The sequence below is a fragment of the Micromonospora sp. NPDC004540 genome (genome assembly GCF_040610095.1).
In the GTDB taxonomy this organism is placed as follows: domain Bacteria; phylum Actinomycetota; class Actinomycetes; order Mycobacteriales; family Micromonosporaceae; genus Micromonospora.
On record NZ_JBEXLR010000001.1, the window covers coordinates 41048 to 55090 of the forward strand.

At 73.6% G+C, this 14043-nt stretch carries 14 protein-coding genes; 10 read left to right on the plus strand and 4 right to left on the minus strand.

From position 1 onward, the window contains the following. The first annotated feature begins 80 nt into the window (after positions 1-80). Both ABZV78_RS00195 and ABZV78_RS00200 read left to right on the plus strand, forming a co-directional pair. On the plus strand, positions 81-563 hold the full coding sequence (locus tag ABZV78_RS00195) for a SigE family RNA polymerase sigma factor (protein WP_091315870.1): 483 nt from the start codon (positions 81-83) through the stop codon (positions 561-563). Then, complete coding sequence (locus ABZV78_RS00200; RefSeq protein WP_355634571.1) at positions 563-1624, plus strand: LCP family protein; 1062 nt, start codon at positions 563-565, stop codon at positions 1622-1624. The genes ABZV78_RS00195 and ABZV78_RS00200 overlap by 1 nt, the downstream gene beginning before the upstream one ends. A 35-nt stretch (positions 1625-1659) precedes the next feature. Here the strand turns inward: ABZV78_RS00200 and ABZV78_RS00205 are convergent, their stop codons facing one another. Next, positions 1660-1872, minus strand: coding sequence for a hypothetical protein (locus tag ABZV78_RS00205; RefSeq protein ID WP_355634572.1), 213 nt, complete (start codon positions 1870-1872; stop codon positions 1660-1662). A gap of 137 nt (positions 1873-2009) precedes the next feature. Between ABZV78_RS00205 and ABZV78_RS00210 the strand changes: the two genes are divergently transcribed. Together ABZV78_RS00210 and fbaA are read left to right on the plus strand one after the other, a co-directional pair. After that, positions 2010-2393 carry a phage holin family protein gene (locus ABZV78_RS00210; protein ID WP_355634573.1) on the plus strand — a complete coding sequence of 128 codons (384 nt, stop codon included), beginning with the start codon at positions 2010-2012 and terminating at the stop codon, positions 2391-2393. 132 nt (positions 2394-2525) lie between these two features. After that, entirely contained in the window at positions 2526-3548 is a 1023-nt protein-coding gene (fbaA, locus tag ABZV78_RS00215) for a class II fructose-bisphosphate aldolase (RefSeq protein ID WP_107077057.1), read from the plus strand. A gap of 53 nt (positions 3549-3601) precedes the next feature. Here fbaA and ABZV78_RS00220 read toward each other — a convergent pair whose 3' ends face one another. After that, positions 3602-4816 (minus strand): hypothetical protein, encoded by a 1215-nt coding sequence (locus tag ABZV78_RS00220; protein ID WP_355634574.1) that lies wholly within the window; start codon positions 4814-4816, stop codon positions 3602-3604. Positions 4817-5078: 262 nt separating this feature from the next. Between ABZV78_RS00220 and ABZV78_RS00225 the strand changes: the two genes are divergently transcribed. Then, the gene (locus tag ABZV78_RS00225) at positions 5079-5507 is read left to right on the plus strand and encodes a DUF3151 domain-containing protein (RefSeq protein ID WP_355634575.1); all 429 of its coding nucleotides are present in this window, start codon (positions 5079-5081) and stop codon (positions 5505-5507) included. A gap of 52 nt (positions 5508-5559) precedes the next feature. Here the strand turns inward: ABZV78_RS00225 and ABZV78_RS00230 are convergent, their stop codons facing one another. Both ABZV78_RS00230 and ABZV78_RS00235 read right to left on the minus strand, forming a co-directional pair. Continuing rightward, on the minus strand, positions 5560-7680 hold the full coding sequence (locus tag ABZV78_RS00230; RefSeq protein WP_355634576.1) for a chromosome partitioning protein: 2121 nt from the start codon (positions 7678-7680) through the stop codon (positions 5560-5562). A gap of 75 nt (positions 7681-7755) precedes the next feature. Beyond that, positions 7756-8754 (minus strand): diacylglycerol kinase family protein, encoded by a 999-nt coding sequence (locus tag ABZV78_RS00235; protein WP_355634577.1) that lies wholly within the window; start codon positions 8752-8754, stop codon positions 7756-7758. 122 nt (positions 8755-8876) lie between these two features. On the opposite strand from ABZV78_RS00235, the gene ABZV78_RS00240 reads away from it, so the two are divergent. The 5 genes from ABZV78_RS00240 to ABZV78_RS00260 all read left to right on the plus strand — a co-directional run bounded on the left by ABZV78_RS00240 (position 8877) and on the right by ABZV78_RS00260 (position 14004). Further along, complete coding sequence (locus ABZV78_RS00240) at positions 8877-10166, plus strand: adenylosuccinate synthase (protein ID WP_355634578.1); 1290 nt, start codon at positions 8877-8879, stop codon at positions 10164-10166. Positions 10167-10249: 83 nt separating this feature from the next. After that, positions 10250-11266 (plus strand): type IV toxin-antitoxin system AbiEi family antitoxin domain-containing protein, encoded by a 1017-nt coding sequence (locus tag ABZV78_RS00245; RefSeq protein WP_355634579.1) that lies wholly within the window; start codon positions 10250-10252, stop codon positions 11264-11266. Positions 11267-11349: 83 nt separating this feature from the next. Beyond that, positions 11350-12597 carry a phosphoribosylamine--glycine ligase gene (gene purD, locus ABZV78_RS00250; protein ID WP_355634580.1) on the plus strand — a complete coding sequence of 416 codons (1248 nt, stop codon included), beginning with the start codon at positions 11350-11352 and terminating at the stop codon, positions 12595-12597. Positions 12598-12656: 59 nt separating this feature from the next. Then, on the plus strand, positions 12657-13175 hold the full coding sequence (locus tag ABZV78_RS00255; RefSeq protein WP_355634678.1) for a SigE family RNA polymerase sigma factor: 519 nt from the start codon (positions 12657-12659) through the stop codon (positions 13173-13175). Next, positions 13168-14004 carry a hypothetical protein gene (locus ABZV78_RS00260; RefSeq protein ID WP_355634581.1) on the plus strand — a complete coding sequence of 279 codons (837 nt, stop codon included), beginning with the start codon at positions 13168-13170 and terminating at the stop codon, positions 14002-14004. The genes ABZV78_RS00255 and ABZV78_RS00260 overlap by 8 nt, the downstream gene beginning before the upstream one ends. Positions 14005-14043 lie beyond the last annotated feature (39 nt).

Genomic DNA, 14043 nt, shown 5'->3' on the forward strand with positions numbered 1-14043 from the left:
ATTGACCGAACGGCTGATCAGCGCGGTGCAATGTTCCGCCGGCCCGTGCCCGTCAACAGGGCGGGACACCGGGAGGTGCAGTGACGTACGAGGAGTTCGCGGACGCGCGGCTGAGCGCCCTGCTGCGGTACGCGGTCATGCTGACCGGCGATCCGCACCAGGCCCAGGACCTGGTGCAGGAGACCATGGTCCGGGTCCAGCTCAACTGGCGCCGGGTCGCCCGTAGCGACGCGCCGGAGCGGTACGTGCGCCGGATGCTCACCAACCAGTTCATCGACTGGCGGCGGGGCTCCTGGGCGCGCCGGGTGCTGCTGCGCGGCGAACCGGACGAGGCGGTGCCGGCGCCGAGCGACCACGCGCAGTCCGCGGTGGACCGCGACCAGGTCTGGTCGTGGCTGTCCCGGCTGCCCCGGCGGCAGCGGGCCACGCTGGTGCTGCGCTACTACGAGGACCTGCCCGACGCGGAGATCGCCGAGATCCTCGGCTGCGCCGTCGGCACCGTCCGCTCCTGCATCTCCCGGGCCCTGGCCACCCTCCGAGCCGAGTACGTGGAGGTCTGCTGATGATCGAGGACGACCTGCGGGCCGCCTTCGCCCGGCGCGAGGAGTTGACCCCGGCGGTCGGCCCGGTCCGGGCCGCCATCGACCGGGCCGTGGTCCGCCGCCGGCGGCGCCGTCTCCGGCTCCGGCTCGCCGGCACGGCGATGGCGGTGGTCGCCGCCGCCCTGGCCGGCTTCACCGCGATCGCGCCGCGCCCGCCGGAGACCGCGAACCTGCTGGCGACGCCCTCGCCGACGCCCGCCGGGGCGCTGAACGTGCTGCTCCTCGGGGTGGACGGGCCGGCGGATCGGCCCTACCGACTCGCCGACTCCGTGCTGATCGTGCACGTCCCGGCGGATCGGAGTCGGCTCTACCTGGTCTCGCTCCCTCGTGACCTGGTGGTGTCCATCCCCGGTCATGGCCGGGACAAGCTCAACGCGGCCTTTCTCGTCGGTGCCGGTGAGCCGCGTCCGGACCTGGCCCGTGGCTACACGCTGACCAGGCAGGTGGTCAGCGACACCACCGGCGTACGGATCGACGCCGGCGCGGTGCTCACCTACCGGGCTACGCGCGAGCTCACCGACGCGGTCGGCGGCGTGTCGGTCTGCCTGCCGACCACGGTCCGCTCCCACCACACCCACCGGACCTACCCGGCCGGGTGCCAGCGGCTCGACGGCGCCGCCGCGGTGGACGTGCTCCGCCAGCGGTTCAACATGCCCGACGGCGCCCTGGACCGGGACCGCAACGCCGCCCGGTACGCGGCCGGACTGCTCCACCGAATCCAGGAGCAGGAGGTGCTGACCAATCCGCTGCTGCTCAACCGGCTGATCACGAAGGTCGACTCGGGCGTGGTGACCGACACCGGGGAACTGTCCCTGCCGGCGCTGATCTCGGCGACCGGGAAGGCGGCCGCCGCCGAGCCGGTCGCGGTCGGCCTGCCGGTCCGCCACGGGGAGGCGGAGGAACTGCCGTACGGGTTCCGGCTCGACCCCGCCCTGGCCCCGGGTTTCCTCGACGCGCTGCGCGCCGACCGGCTCGGCGAGTGGGCGGCGGCCCACCCGAAGCAGGTCACCGGCCTGCGCTGACGCGGGCGGGGCCGCGCCGGCCCCGCCCGCGTGGCTCAGCGGTAGTCGTCCTCGTCGGCGGTGACCACCCGGGCCTGCTCCATGGCGTCCCAGTCGCCGACCTCCAGCCCCCGCTGCGGCTCGCCGTCGGCGTCGTCGGGGGTGACCGCCGCAGCCTGCTCGACCGCGTCGGCCGGCTCCGCCTCCAGGTCCCGCTCCTCCGGAGCGAGGTGGTCGCTCGGGGCGAAGTCCTCGTCGGGCTGACCCATCTTCCCTCCCTGGATCTCGGTGCGGACAGTTCCCACCACACCGTACGGGCTGGCCCGGGTCCCCGCTCGGCAGCGGGTGGAACGGCGGAGTCGGCGATTGTCCCTCCGGGCCGGGCACCCGGTGCCAGGATGGTGACGTGGGGTTCCTGATCCGGCTGGCGATCACCGCGATCGCACTGTGGATCACCACGCTCATCGTGCCCGGGGTGGAGGTGACCGGCCGCAACGGGCTCAACACGGTGCTCACCCTGGTCCTGGTGGCGCTCATCTTCGGCGTGGTCAACGCCGTGCTGAAGCCGGTCATCAAGGTGTTCGGCTGCGTGTTCTACCTGCTCACGCTCGGTCTGTTCGCGCTCGTGGTGAATGCCCTGCTGTTCCTGCTCACCGACTGGATCGCCCGCGGGCTGGATCTGCCGTTCCACGTGGACGGCTTCTGGGCCGCGTTCTGGGGCGCCATCGTGATGGCGGTGGCGAGCTGGCTGATCAGCGTCGTTCTGCCGGACAGCCTGGAGGAGCGGTGAGCGGTTCCCGGGTCGGTTGTGCCCGTCGCGCGCTCCTACGGGATACTTCCCGCGGTGGACAGCGCGGTCCGGCGCACCCAAGGAAGAGAGCGGCCTGCACGGCCGAGAGCGGTAAGTAAGGAGCGTTTCGACATGCCCATCGCTTCCCCCGAGGCCTACGCGGAGATGCTGGACCGGGCCAAGGCCGGCCGGTACGCGTACCCCGCCATCAACGTGACCTCCTCCCAGACGCTGAACGCGGCGCTCAAGGGTTTCGCCGACGCGGAGAGCGACGGCATCATCCAGGTCTCCACCGGCGGCGCGGAGTACCTGTCCGGCCCGTCCGTGAAGGACATGGTGACCGGCGCGGTGGCCTTCGCGGCGTACGCGCACGAGGTGGCCAAGAAGTACCCGGTGAACATCGCGCTGCACACCGACCACTGCCCGAAGGACAAGCTGGACAAGTTCGTCCGGCCGCTGATGGCCATCTCGCAGGAGCGGGTGAAGAACGGCCAGGAGCCGCTCTTCCAGTCGCACATGTGGGACGGCTCGGCCGTGCCGGTGGCGGAGAACCTGGAGATCGCCGAGCAGCTGCTCACCGAGGCCGCCAAGGGCAAGATCGTCCTGGAGATCGAGGTCGGCGTCGTCGGCGGCGAGGAGGATGGCGTCGAGAACGCCATCAACGAGAAGCTCTACACCACCGTCGAGGACGGTCTGGCCATGGTCGACGCGCTCGGCCTCGGTGAGAAGGGCCGCTACATGGCGGCGCTGACCTTCGGCAACGTGCACGGCGTCTACAAGCCGGGCAACGTCAAGCTCCGCCCGGAGGTGCTCCACCACATCCAGGTGGCGGTCGGCGCCAAGTACGGCAAGGAGAAGCCGCTCAGCCTGGTGTTCCACGGCGGTTCCGGCTCGCTGCTCTCGGAGATCCGCGAGGCGCTGGACTACGGCGTGGTGAAGATGAACATCGACACCGACACCCAGTACACCTTCACCCGGCCGGTCGCGGACCACATGTTCCGCAACTACGACGGCGTGCTGAAGGTCGACGGCGAGGTCGGCAACAAGAAGATGTACGACCCGCGGGTCTGGGGCAAGGCCGCCGAGGCCGGCATGGCCGCCCGCGTCGTGGAGGCCTGCGAGCACCTGCGCTCCACCGGCACCACCATGAAGTGACCACCGCGTGAGCCGGAGGCCGGCACCCGATCGGGTGCCGGCCTCCGCGCGTCTCAGACGGCGGTGAGCACCCGGACCGCCTCGCGGACGTCGTCGGTCAGGTGCACCGTGGCCGACAGGTCGCCGAACGGGGAGGCCGCGAAGAGCGGCCGCAGCAGCGCCTCCACCGGCAGCTCGGTGGTCCAGTAGGTCCGGTCCAGGAAGACGTACGCGCCGCTCGCCCCGTCGGTGCCGTAGTAGGTCTTCGTGGCCGCCTGGAACACCTCCTGCACCGTGCCGGCGCGGCCGGGCGCGAAGACGATCCCGCCCCGGGCCAGCCGCAGGATGGTGTCCTCCCGGATGGCGTTGGAGAAGTACTTGGCGATCCGCCCGGCGAACAGGTTCGCCGGCTCGTGGCCGTACAGCCAGGTGGGGATGGCCAGCCCGCCCGAGCGGGCCCACTCGGTGCCGGCCGCCGCCGGGCGGGGGGTGGGCAGGGTCGGGCCGGCCGCGTACCGGGCCCGGACCCGCAGCGCCGCGTCGGTGTAGCGGTCGTGGTCGGTGAAGTCGGGCGCGGTGGCCAGCAGGTCGATCGCCGCGGTCAGCTCCTCCGTCGGCCAGGCCGCGAGGAACGCGCCCAGGTTGGCCGCCTCCATGACGCCGGGACCGCCGCCGGTCACCACGAGCCGGTCGGCCCGCGCCAGCTCCCAGCCCAGCACCGCCGCCATCCGGTACGCGGCACTGCCGCGCGGCACCGCGTGCCCGCCCATCACGCCCACCACGGACTGCGGCCCGTGCACCGCCAGCCAGGCCCGGGTGGCGTCCGCCAGGGCGTTGTCCACGCCGTGGTCGTGCAACCGCTGGCCGAGCGCCTCCCGTACGTCGGGCAGGGCGCCGCCGTGCGCCCGGAAGTGCGCGTACACCCGGGTGTCGTACATCCCGGCGAAGCCACCCTCGGCGAAGCCGGCGGCCAGGTCGTCGGCGGTGTAGAGGTGGGCCGGCTGGGTCGGGTAGGGCAGCCCGGAGAACGGCGGGACGACGTTGGCGCCCCGCCGGACCAGGTCCGCGCCGACCTCGCGGTCGGCGAACCGGCAGCCCACGAAGAGGGTGCCGGCGACCTCGACGCCGCGCAGGTCGGGGACCGGGTCCAGGTCGAGGCGGAGGCCCTGCACGGTCAGCCCGGCGAGGCTCCCCTCGGCCAGCCGCCGGTCGAACTCGGTCCGGGTCTCGATCTCGTCGATGCTGGTGTCGTGCGGCTCGATGACGTCCGCGGGTGGTGGGGTCGGCACCGGATCATCCTGCCCCGCGGCGGCAAGCCGGCAAACGCGGGCGGCACGGACAGGAGCCCGGCGGCCAGGCCGCCGGGCTCCTGCGTAACCGGGTCCTGGGGAGGCTCCGGATCTGTAGTTGTAGTGGAAAAAGCCACGCCGCGGCATGGGCCGCGGGTACGTGGGCGGGACGCCGCAGGCGTGACGAAAGCCTCAGCCGTTCAGCCGACCGGCTGGCCGGACCCCCTCGCATACCCCCGGGCGAAGCGGGTTGAATGGGGCGATGCAGAACCTGTTGCCTGAGCCACCGGCCACCCTCCTGCCCGCGCACGAGGAGGCCGACGCCGCCTTGGCGGCCGCCGCCGAGCAGGACACCGACGACGCGTACGCCGAGGTCGCGGCCCGCTTCCCGACCTACAGCGCGGGCTGGGCGGCGCTGGCCACCCGGGCGCTCGCCGCGGGCCAGGTCATCCCGGCGTACGCGTACGCCCGCACCGGCTACCACCGGGGCCTCGACCAGCTCCGCCGCAGCGGCTGGAAGGGCCACGGCCCGGTGCCCTGGTCGCACGAGCCCAACCGGGGCTTCCTCCGCTGCCTCTACGTGCTCTCCCGGGCGGCCGGCGAGATCGGCGAGGCGGACGAGGCGGCGCGCTGCGCCCAGTTCCTCCGCGACTGCGACCCGGCCGCCGGGGACGCCCTGGCCAGCCACTGACCCGTGTCGACGGCCGGTTCGACCACGATGTTCGGGCCGGCCGTCGCGCTGTTCACAGCCCTTCCGCCACCGCCGCCGCGATCTTGAGCCAGGCGTCCCGGGTGGCCGAGGAGAGTTGGCCGTACCGGATCGGCTCGCCGGTGTCGATGAGCCGCTCGTACGGCGCCAGCAGCACCGCCCGGGTCCGCGCGGCGAAGTGCTCCTGGATGGCCGGCAGGTCGATCTCCTTGCGGGACGGCGGCATCGACACCACCGTCACCGCCTGCCGGACCAGCCGCTGCCGGCCGCTCTGCTCCAGGTGGTCGAGCATCCGGGCGGCGGTCTCGGCCGAGTCGTTCCGCGCCGACATGGTGACCACCAACTGGTCGGTGGCGTCCATGGCGGCCTGCCAGTTCTGCGCCCGGACGTTGTTCCCGGTGTCCACGAAGATCAGCTTGTAGAAGCGGCTGACCACCTCGCGGATCTCGGCGAACGCGGCGGCGGTGAGCATCTCGCCGCCGGTCGCCGACTCGTCCGAGGCGAGCACGTCGAACATCCCCTCGCCCTGCGAGCGGACGTACTGCGACAGGTCACCGACCCGCCCGTGCGGCCCCTGGAACTGGGCCAGGTCGCGCAGCATGTCCCGGACCGTGCGGGAGTGGAAGTCCTGCTGGGCCCGCATCCCGAGGGTGCCCTGGGTCTCGTTGTTGTCCCAGGCCAGCACGTACCCGCCGCGCTTCTGGCCGAAGGTCATGGCGAGCAGCAGGATGGCGACCGTCTTGCCGGCGCCGCCCTTCGGGTTGACCACGGTCACCTGGCGCAGCCCGCCGAAGTTGCGGCGGACCATCTCGATGTCGCGCCGCATCTCCTGCTCCTGCCGCCCCGGCGGGAGCCGGACCAGCCCGATCTTGTTGACCACCGCCCGGACGCCCATGGTGGCCACCGGGTCGACCGGCCGGGCCTGCCGCCGCCGGGCGAAGTCCTCCGCCGTCGGCGGGGCGCCGCTCGCCGGCGTCCAGACCTGCTCCGGGTAGGCGGCCGGACCCGGCTGCTGCGGCCCGGGCTGCTGGTGCGGCCCGGGCTGCGGGTGTGGTGCGGGCGGCTGCGGTGCTGAGCCCGGCTGCGGGGGCGGGCCGGCCTGCTGCGGCCAGGCCGGCGGGTACCACCCCGGCGCCCCGGCCTGCGGCGCCGGTTGCCCGTAGCCGACCGGTCCCGGCGGGTACGCCGTCCCGTCGCCGTAGGGCTGCGGGTGCGGGACGCCGGGTGAGGGCGGGAACGGGCCGAGCCGCGGCGCCGCGGCCTCGGGCGATCCGCCGGCGGCCTCGGCCGGGTTCTCGGGACCGCCGTAGAGACCGACCTGCGCCAGCGGGGCGGCTTCGGCCAAGGGCACCGCAGGTCCGGGAGCGGTCGGGCCGGCGGCGGGCGGGGTCGGGTCCGGGGCGGCCTGCGTCGGGCCGGTGGTGGGCGGCTGGGGTGGGTTCACCGCGCCGGTGGTGGTCGCCTGGGGCGGGTTCATCGCGCCGGCCTGGGGTGAAGGCGGGACCGGTTCGGCATGCGGTGCTGGCGTGGCGGTGTCGGCGGTCGCGCGCTGCGGAGGCTGGGCCCAGGGGGATTCCGGCCGGCCGTTCGGCGGCGTGCCGATCCCACGGTCGCCGGGGCTTCCCGCCGCGCCGCCGGCCGTCGCGGCCTCCGCCCCGATTCCGTCCGCCGAATCGGAGGTCTTCGCCGGTGGGGGAGCGGTCGCTCCGGGCGCGGTCGTCGTCGGGGTGCCGACCGTCTCGTCCGGGCCTGCGGTTGTCGCCGGTCGGGGGGCGCTCGCTCCGGGCGTGGTCGTCGTCCGGATGTGAACTTCGCCGTCGGGGCCGCCGGTGGTTGCTGTTGCAGGGGCGGGTGCCGGTTGGTCGAGGGTGAACGGCAGGTCCAGGTCGACCGGGGGCTGCGCCGCGCGGGCCGGGGGCACGCCGTCGCCCGCCCGCGCCTCGTCGGGAGCGGGCGGCTGCGGCCACGGGGTCGCCGGTGCGGCGTCGGCGGGCGGGACGGGCCAGGCCGCCGAGTTCGGCTGGGCCGGGGCCGCCCAGGGCGGAGCAGTGACGGCCGGGTCGGTCTGCTCGGGCGGCCAGAGCGGTTCGATGTCCCGCTCCGGCACCTGCGGTTGACCTGGCACGTGGGCCCGGTCGGCGTTCTCGTGCACCACGGTTCCTCCCCATTCCTCCCGCCCGAGGATAGGCCGTCCGGTCAGCCGGGTGGCCCGAGCGGGGATCGACGGAGGTCAGGCCGTCCAGACCGCCCAGGCGCCCGGCTCGGTCCACCAGGACCGCTTCCGGCTCAGCTCACCCTCGACGCCGTCGTCGAGGAAGGGCACCTTCTCGTCGCGGGGTACGACCGCCGCCGCCCGGCCCCGGGCCCGGCGCACCTCCAGGCGCACCCGCTTCCTGCCCAACGCGGAGCGGGTGACCACGGGCACGGCGACGGCCACCTCGACCCGGCCGTCGGACGGGTCCGGGTCGGCCAGCAGCACTACGTCTTCCAGGCGCGCGTACCCGCCGGCGTTGCCGATCGCACACGCCATGATCGGCTCCTCGCCGGTGCTCAGCAGGATGCCGTCGACCTCGACCCGGGCCCGCCAGTGCAGCGGCCGGCCCGCGTCGTCCGCCGCACCGAGCAGCGCGCCGTCGAGGGTCACCGAGCCGCCGTCGTTGCGCAGCAGGTCGAGCCGGCGGGCGGTGCCGTCCAGCACCGCGGCGGCGACCGCCGCCGGATCGCGGGGCAGGCCGAGCTGGGCGGCCAGGTCCCGCGCCGTCCCGGACCGGGCCGGGTCGAGCGGGAGCACGCCGACCGGGGGCAGGTCGGGCACGGTCCGGTTGCCGGGCAGGTCGGCGGGGCGGCGGCTGGGCGGCGGAGCGTACCGCCGGACCAGCCGGCGCAGCACGGCGCGCAACTGTCCGTCACTGGCCGTGGCCACGACCAGCCGGGTCTTCGAATCGGGGTCCGGCCAGGTGAGGTCGTCGGCGCGGGGCGGGCCGTCGAGGCGGGCGAGCACCTCGTCGATCTCCGCGTCCGAGCGGGCGGTCACCGTCTCCACCCGGGCACCCCGGGCGGTCAGCGCGTCCGCGCAGGCCAGCACCGGTACGCGCGGCGTCTCGCAGCGCTCCTCGGCCCGCTCGCCGGCCGCCTCCGACGCGCCACCGCAGCAGGCCCCACCGCTGCCGCAGCCCCCGCCGGGAGCGTCCCGCTCCGAGCCGAGGGTGAGCAGCACCACGTCGTACACGAAGGAGCCTCCTGCTTCTCGACGAACCCCTGCCGGTCCCGCCGTCACTACTTGTTAGCCTGACACCCCGGGCTCGCCGACCGGTCGCCACCTGGCACCCGAGCCTTCTGGAGGCGGAGAAGATGCCAGCGATCGTGCTCATCGGCGCTCAGTGGGGCGACGAGGGCAAGGGCAAGGTTACCGACCTGCTGGGTGAGCGGGTCGACTACGTCGTGCGCTACTCCGGCGGCAACAACGCCGGCCACACGGTGATCACCCCGGACGGCCAGAAGTACGCGCTGCACCTCATGCCGTCCGGCGCGCTGTCGCCGAACGCGATGATCGTCATCGGCAACGGCGTGGTGGTCGACCCGAAGGTGCTGCTGGAGGAGATCGACGGTCTCGCCGAGCGGGGCGTGGACGTCTCCCGGCTGCGGATCTCGGGTGACGCGCACCTCATCATGCCGCACCACCGGGCGCTGGACCGGGTGGTCGAGCGCTACCTGGGCAGCTCGCGGATCGGCACCACCGGCCGGGGCATCGGCCCCGCCTACGGCGACAAGGTCGCCCGGATGGGCATCCGCCTCCAGGACCTGCTGGACCCCGGCATCCTGCGCAAGAAGCTGGAGCTGGCGCTCCGCGAGAAGAACCAGGTGCTGTTCAAGGTCTACAACCGCAAGGCGATCGACGTCGACGAGACCGTCGAGGAATACCTGCGGTACGCCGAGCGGCTGCGGCCGTACATCGCCGAGACCCGGGTGATGCTCTGGGACGCGCTGGACCGCGGCGAGACCGTGCTGCTGGAGGGCGCCCAGGCCACCATGCTCGACATGGACCACGGCACCTACCCCTTCGTCACCTCGTCGAACCCGACGGCGGGCGGGGCGTGCGTGGGCGCGGGCATCCCGCCGACCGCCATCACCAAGGTCATCGCGGTGAGCAAGGCGTACACCACCCGGGTGGGTTCCGGCCCGTTCCCGACCGAACTGTTCGACGACAACGGCCAGCACCTGCGCAAGATCGGCCACGAGTACGGCACGACCACCGGCCGCGAGCGCCGCACCGGCTGGTTCGACGCCGTCGTGGCCCGGTACGCCTGCCGCCTCAACGGTGTCACCGACCTGGTCATCACCAAGCTGGACGTGCTGACCGGCATGGCCAAGGTGCCGATCTGCGTCGGCTACGAGATCAACGGCGAGCGCTTCGACGACATGCCGATGACGCAGACCGACTTCCACCACGCCACCCCGATCTACGAAGAGCTCGACGGCTGGTGGGAAGACATCACCAAGGCCAGAACCGAGGCCGACCTCCCGGAAAACGCGAGACGCTACATCGCCCGCATCGAAGAACTCTGCGGCACCAAGGTCAGCATCGTCGGCGTAGGCCCCGGCCGCGAAGAAAACGTAATCCGCCACCCCCTCCTCCCCTAACCGGGCCCCTTTGCCTCGTTGATCATGAAGTTGGCGGCAGATTTATAGATCAACATCGCCGCTAACTTCATGATCAACCACCAATGGGCACGTGGTTGTCCACAGGGGGGCCCGGTTTTCCACAGGGGGTTTCGGGGCTTCTGTGGGGCGGGGAGCCTTGGTGGGTGGATCGTGGGCAGGTGGTCAGGCGGGTTGCCGGGCGTCAGGGCGGCATCGTCACCCGGCAACAGGCTCTGTGCGTCGGATTCAGCCGGCACGAGATCGACAACCTCGTGGCGTTCGGTCGGTGGCAGCGACTGGCCCGCGCCGCCTACCTCGTCGAGCCGCCCTCGGCGGGTGGTGCTCGACGGCTCAGCCGGATCAGGGCCGCGGTGCTGTCAGTGGGTCCCCACGCCCATGCCGTGCTCGCGACGGCGGCTGAGCTGCACGGGATCGGCGGATTCTCGAGGACGGGCGCGATCCACGTGGCCCTACCGGGCCGCGCGGCCCGACCGGCCCGCGTCAAGGAGCCGGCTGTCGTGCTGCATCAGCTCGAACACCCCGCCGACGCGGTGACGGTGATCGAGGGTGTCCCGGTGACCACCGCGGTGCGGACCGTCGCGGACCTCATCCTCAGGGAGCGCCGCTATCCGGCGGTGGCGTTGCTCGACTCGGCGCTGAACCGCCAGGTGATCAGCGAGGACGACCTGCTCTCCGTCCCGGCGCTCATCAGAGGGCGGCGAGGTGCCGTGGCCGCCCGCGGCTACCTGGCGGAGGCGAACGGGCTGGCGCAGTCCCCGCTCGAGACGCGCACCCGGCTCCGCTGCGTCGACGGCGGCGTCCGTCCGGATGCCCTCCAGCTCGAGGTGCGGGATTCCGACGGCTATCTGCTCGGCATCGGGGACCTGGGCTGGCGCGCCGCGCGGGTCATCGCCGAGGCGGACGGCCGGGCCCCGCACGCGGTGCCGAACGCCCTCTTCGACGACCGCCGGCGCCAGAACCGCCTGACCAACGCCGGCTGGACCGTCCTCCGCTTCACCTGGCCCGACACCCTGAACCCCAACTACATCCCGGTAACCGTCCGCCGCGCCCTCACCGCCCGGGCCTCGCGTCGATCATGAGGTTCGCGGCGATGTCGATCTCATATCCTGCCGCCAACCTCATGATCGACGGGGTGGGGTGGGGTGGTCAGTAGGATGCCGTCGTGCGGGTTCTTCTTGTGGGTGGTGGGGGGCGGGAGCATGCGCTCGCCCTCGGGCTGGTTGCCGATCCCTCCGTCGAGGCGCTGGTGGCGGCTCCGGGCAATCCGGGGATCGCGGCGGTGGCCGAGTTGCGGGAGGTGAACGCCACCGACCCGGCGGCCGTGGCGGCGCTGGCCGTCGAGGTGGCGGCGGATCTGGTGGTGGTCGGTCCGGAGGCGCCGCTCGTCGCCGGGGTCGCCGACGCGGTGCGCGCCAAGGGCATCGCGGCGTTCGGCCCGTCGGCCGAGGCGGCCCGGCTGGAGGGCTCGAAGACGTTCGCCAAGGACGTGATGACCGCCGCCGGCGTTCCGACCGCCCGGGCCTACACCTGCACGGACGCGGCCGGCGTCGGAACGGCGCTGGACGAGTTCGGTGCGCCGTACGTGGTAAAGAACGACGGGTTGGCCGCCGGCAAGGGCGTGGTGGTGACCGATGACCGGGCCGCTGCCGAGCGGCACGCCGCGGAGTGCGGCCGGGTGGTGATCGAGGAGTACCTGTCCGGTCCCGAGGTCTCCCTCTTCGTGGTCACCGACGGCGAGGCGGCCGTGCCGCTGCTGCCCGCCCAGGACTTCAAGCGGGCCGGCGACGGCGACACCGGGCCGAACACGGGCGGCATGGGCGCGTACGCGCCGCTGCCCTGGGCCCCGCCCGGCCTGGTCGATGAGGTGATGCGCGACGTGGTGCACCCGACGCTGGCGGAGCTGCGCCGCCGGGGCGCCCCGTTCGCCGGGCTGCTCTACGTGGGGCTGGCGATCACCGCCGCCGGCCCGCGCGTGATCGAGTTCAACGCCCGCTTCGGCGACCCGGAGACGCAGGTGGTGCTCGCCCTGCTGGAGACGCCGCTGGCCGGGCTGCTGCACGCCGCCGCCACCGGCACGCTGGCCGCGCACCCGCCGCTGCGCTGGCGTGACGGCGCGGCGGTCACCGTCGTGGTGGCGGCCGAGGGCTATCCGGCGGCGCCGCGTACCGGTGACGTGATCACCGGCGCGGACCGTGCCGGGGTCATCCACGCCGGCACCCGCCGGGACGCCGACGGCACGCTGCGCTCCGCCGGGGGCCGGGTCCTCTGCGGTACGGCCACCGGCCCTGACCTTGCCGCCGCCCGGGACGCCGCCTACGAGCTGGTACGCGGCATCGAGCTGGCGGGCTCGCACCACCGCTCCGACATCGCCGCGCCGGCGGTCGAGGGCCGGATCACAATTCCCGGCTGACCGGGCAACCCCGCACCTCCGCGCCTCCGTTTGAGTCGTGAGGCGAGGAGGTGGCGGGATTGCCGGCCGACATCGAGGGTTATCGCGAGTACGTCGCGGCACGCCTGGATCCGCTGCGCCGTACGGCGTACCTGCTGTGTGACGACTGGCACACCGCCGACGACCTGGTGTCGACGACGCTGGTGAAGCTGTTGCGGCACTGGCGGCGGGTGTCCGCGATGGACAGCCCCGACGCGTACGTCCGGCGGACGTTGCTGCGGACCTGGCTGGACGAACGGCGGCGGCCGTGGCGGCGGGAGGCCGCCTGGGCCGGGATACCCGACCGTGCGGTGCGTGCGGTGACCGACGGGACGGCCGACCGGGTCACCGTTCTCGCTCTCCTCGCCGAACTGCCCCCGCGCCGTCGGGCGGTGCTCGTGCTGCGCTACTTCTGCGATCTTTCCGTCGAGGAGACCGCGCACGAGCTGGGGTGCAGCGTCGGAACGGTGAAGAGTCAGACCGCGCGGGCCATCGAGGCGCTTCGGGGCCGCCTGGTCACCGCGCAGATCACTCCGCGGGAGGCGGACGACCATGGATGAGATCGGCAGTGAAATGCGTGCGGCGGTGGCCGACCCGCCACCGAGCCGGATCGACGTCGACGGGCTGATCCGCGCCGAGGGGCGCCGTCGTCGGCAGCGGGCCTGGGTGTGGAGCGGCACAGGGGTGGCCGCGGCGGTGGCCGCGGTGGTGGCGGGTCCGGCCCTGGTGGCCGGTGGGGCCGCCCCGGGGTCGGCGCTGGGGCCGACCGGCCTACCGAGCACTCTTCCGTCGCCCGACGTCAGCCTCTGCGCCGGCGTGAGTCCGAAGCCGAGCGGTCCGCAGCCGCCGCTGCAGTCGTACGGCACGGTCCGCACCCGGCCCGTCGAGGCGCCCGCGGCCGGGGTCGTCCGGCTGACCGGAGCGCTGCGGGAGGTGCTGCGGATCCGGCTTCCCGCCGACCTGCGGGTCGAGTCGGCGCAGCCCGGCTGCACCGAGCCGCAGTTCCAGTACCACCCGAGTTACCGGGAGTACCAGGCGGGCGGATGGTTGCGGCAGGGCCGAGAGTCGGGGCTGTTCCTGCTCCAGATCCGGCCGACGGCTCGGGACGAGGCGCGACCGGACTGCGCCCACGCGGGGAACCCGCAGGACTGCACGGTGGTGCGCCACCCGGACGGCACGGCGACGGTGCGGAGCACGCAACCGGCGGGGCCTGGCCGGCAGCAGCTGACGGTGCTGGTGCTGCGCCCGGACGGCACCTCGGTGTTCGGCATCACGAACAACTTCCGCGCCGGCCCGGACGGCAGCACCATCACGGCGTCCGCGCCGCTGCTCACCCTGGACCAACTCGACGAGTTGGCCCGGTCGCCGGGGCTGACCCTCTATCCGTGAGGTGTCCGGGGTGGGTGCGCGGCCCCCGCCCCGGCCCGG

What these genes read in the sequence shown, in the direction of transcription:
- ABZV78_RS00200 (WP_355634571.1), top strand. Translation starts at nt 563, where the DNA reads ATGATCGAGGACGACCTGCGGGCCGCCTTCGCCCGGCGCGAGGAGTTG.
- ABZV78_RS00205 (WP_355634572.1), bottom strand. Translation starts at nt 1,872, where the DNA reads ATGGGTCAGCCCGACGAGGACTTCGCCCCGAGCGACCACCTCGCTCCG.
- fbaA (WP_107077057.1), top strand. Translation starts at nt 2,526, where the DNA reads ATGCCCATCGCTTCCCCCGAGGCCTACGCGGAGATGCTGGACCGGGCC.
- ABZV78_RS00225 (WP_355634575.1), top strand. Translation starts at nt 5,079, where the DNA reads ATGCAGAACCTGTTGCCTGAGCCACCGGCCACCCTCCTGCCCGCGCAC.
- ABZV78_RS00240 (WP_355634578.1), top strand. Translation starts at nt 8,877, where the DNA reads ATGCCAGCGATCGTGCTCATCGGCGCTCAGTGGGGCGACGAGGGCAAG.
- ABZV78_RS00245 (WP_355634579.1), top strand. Translation starts at nt 10,250, where the DNA reads ATGGGCACGTGGTTGTCCACAGGGGGGCCCGGTTTTCCACAGGGGGTT.
- ABZV78_RS00260 (WP_355634581.1), top strand. Translation starts at nt 13,168, where the DNA reads ATGGATGAGATCGGCAGTGAAATGCGTGCGGCGGTGGCCGACCCGCCA.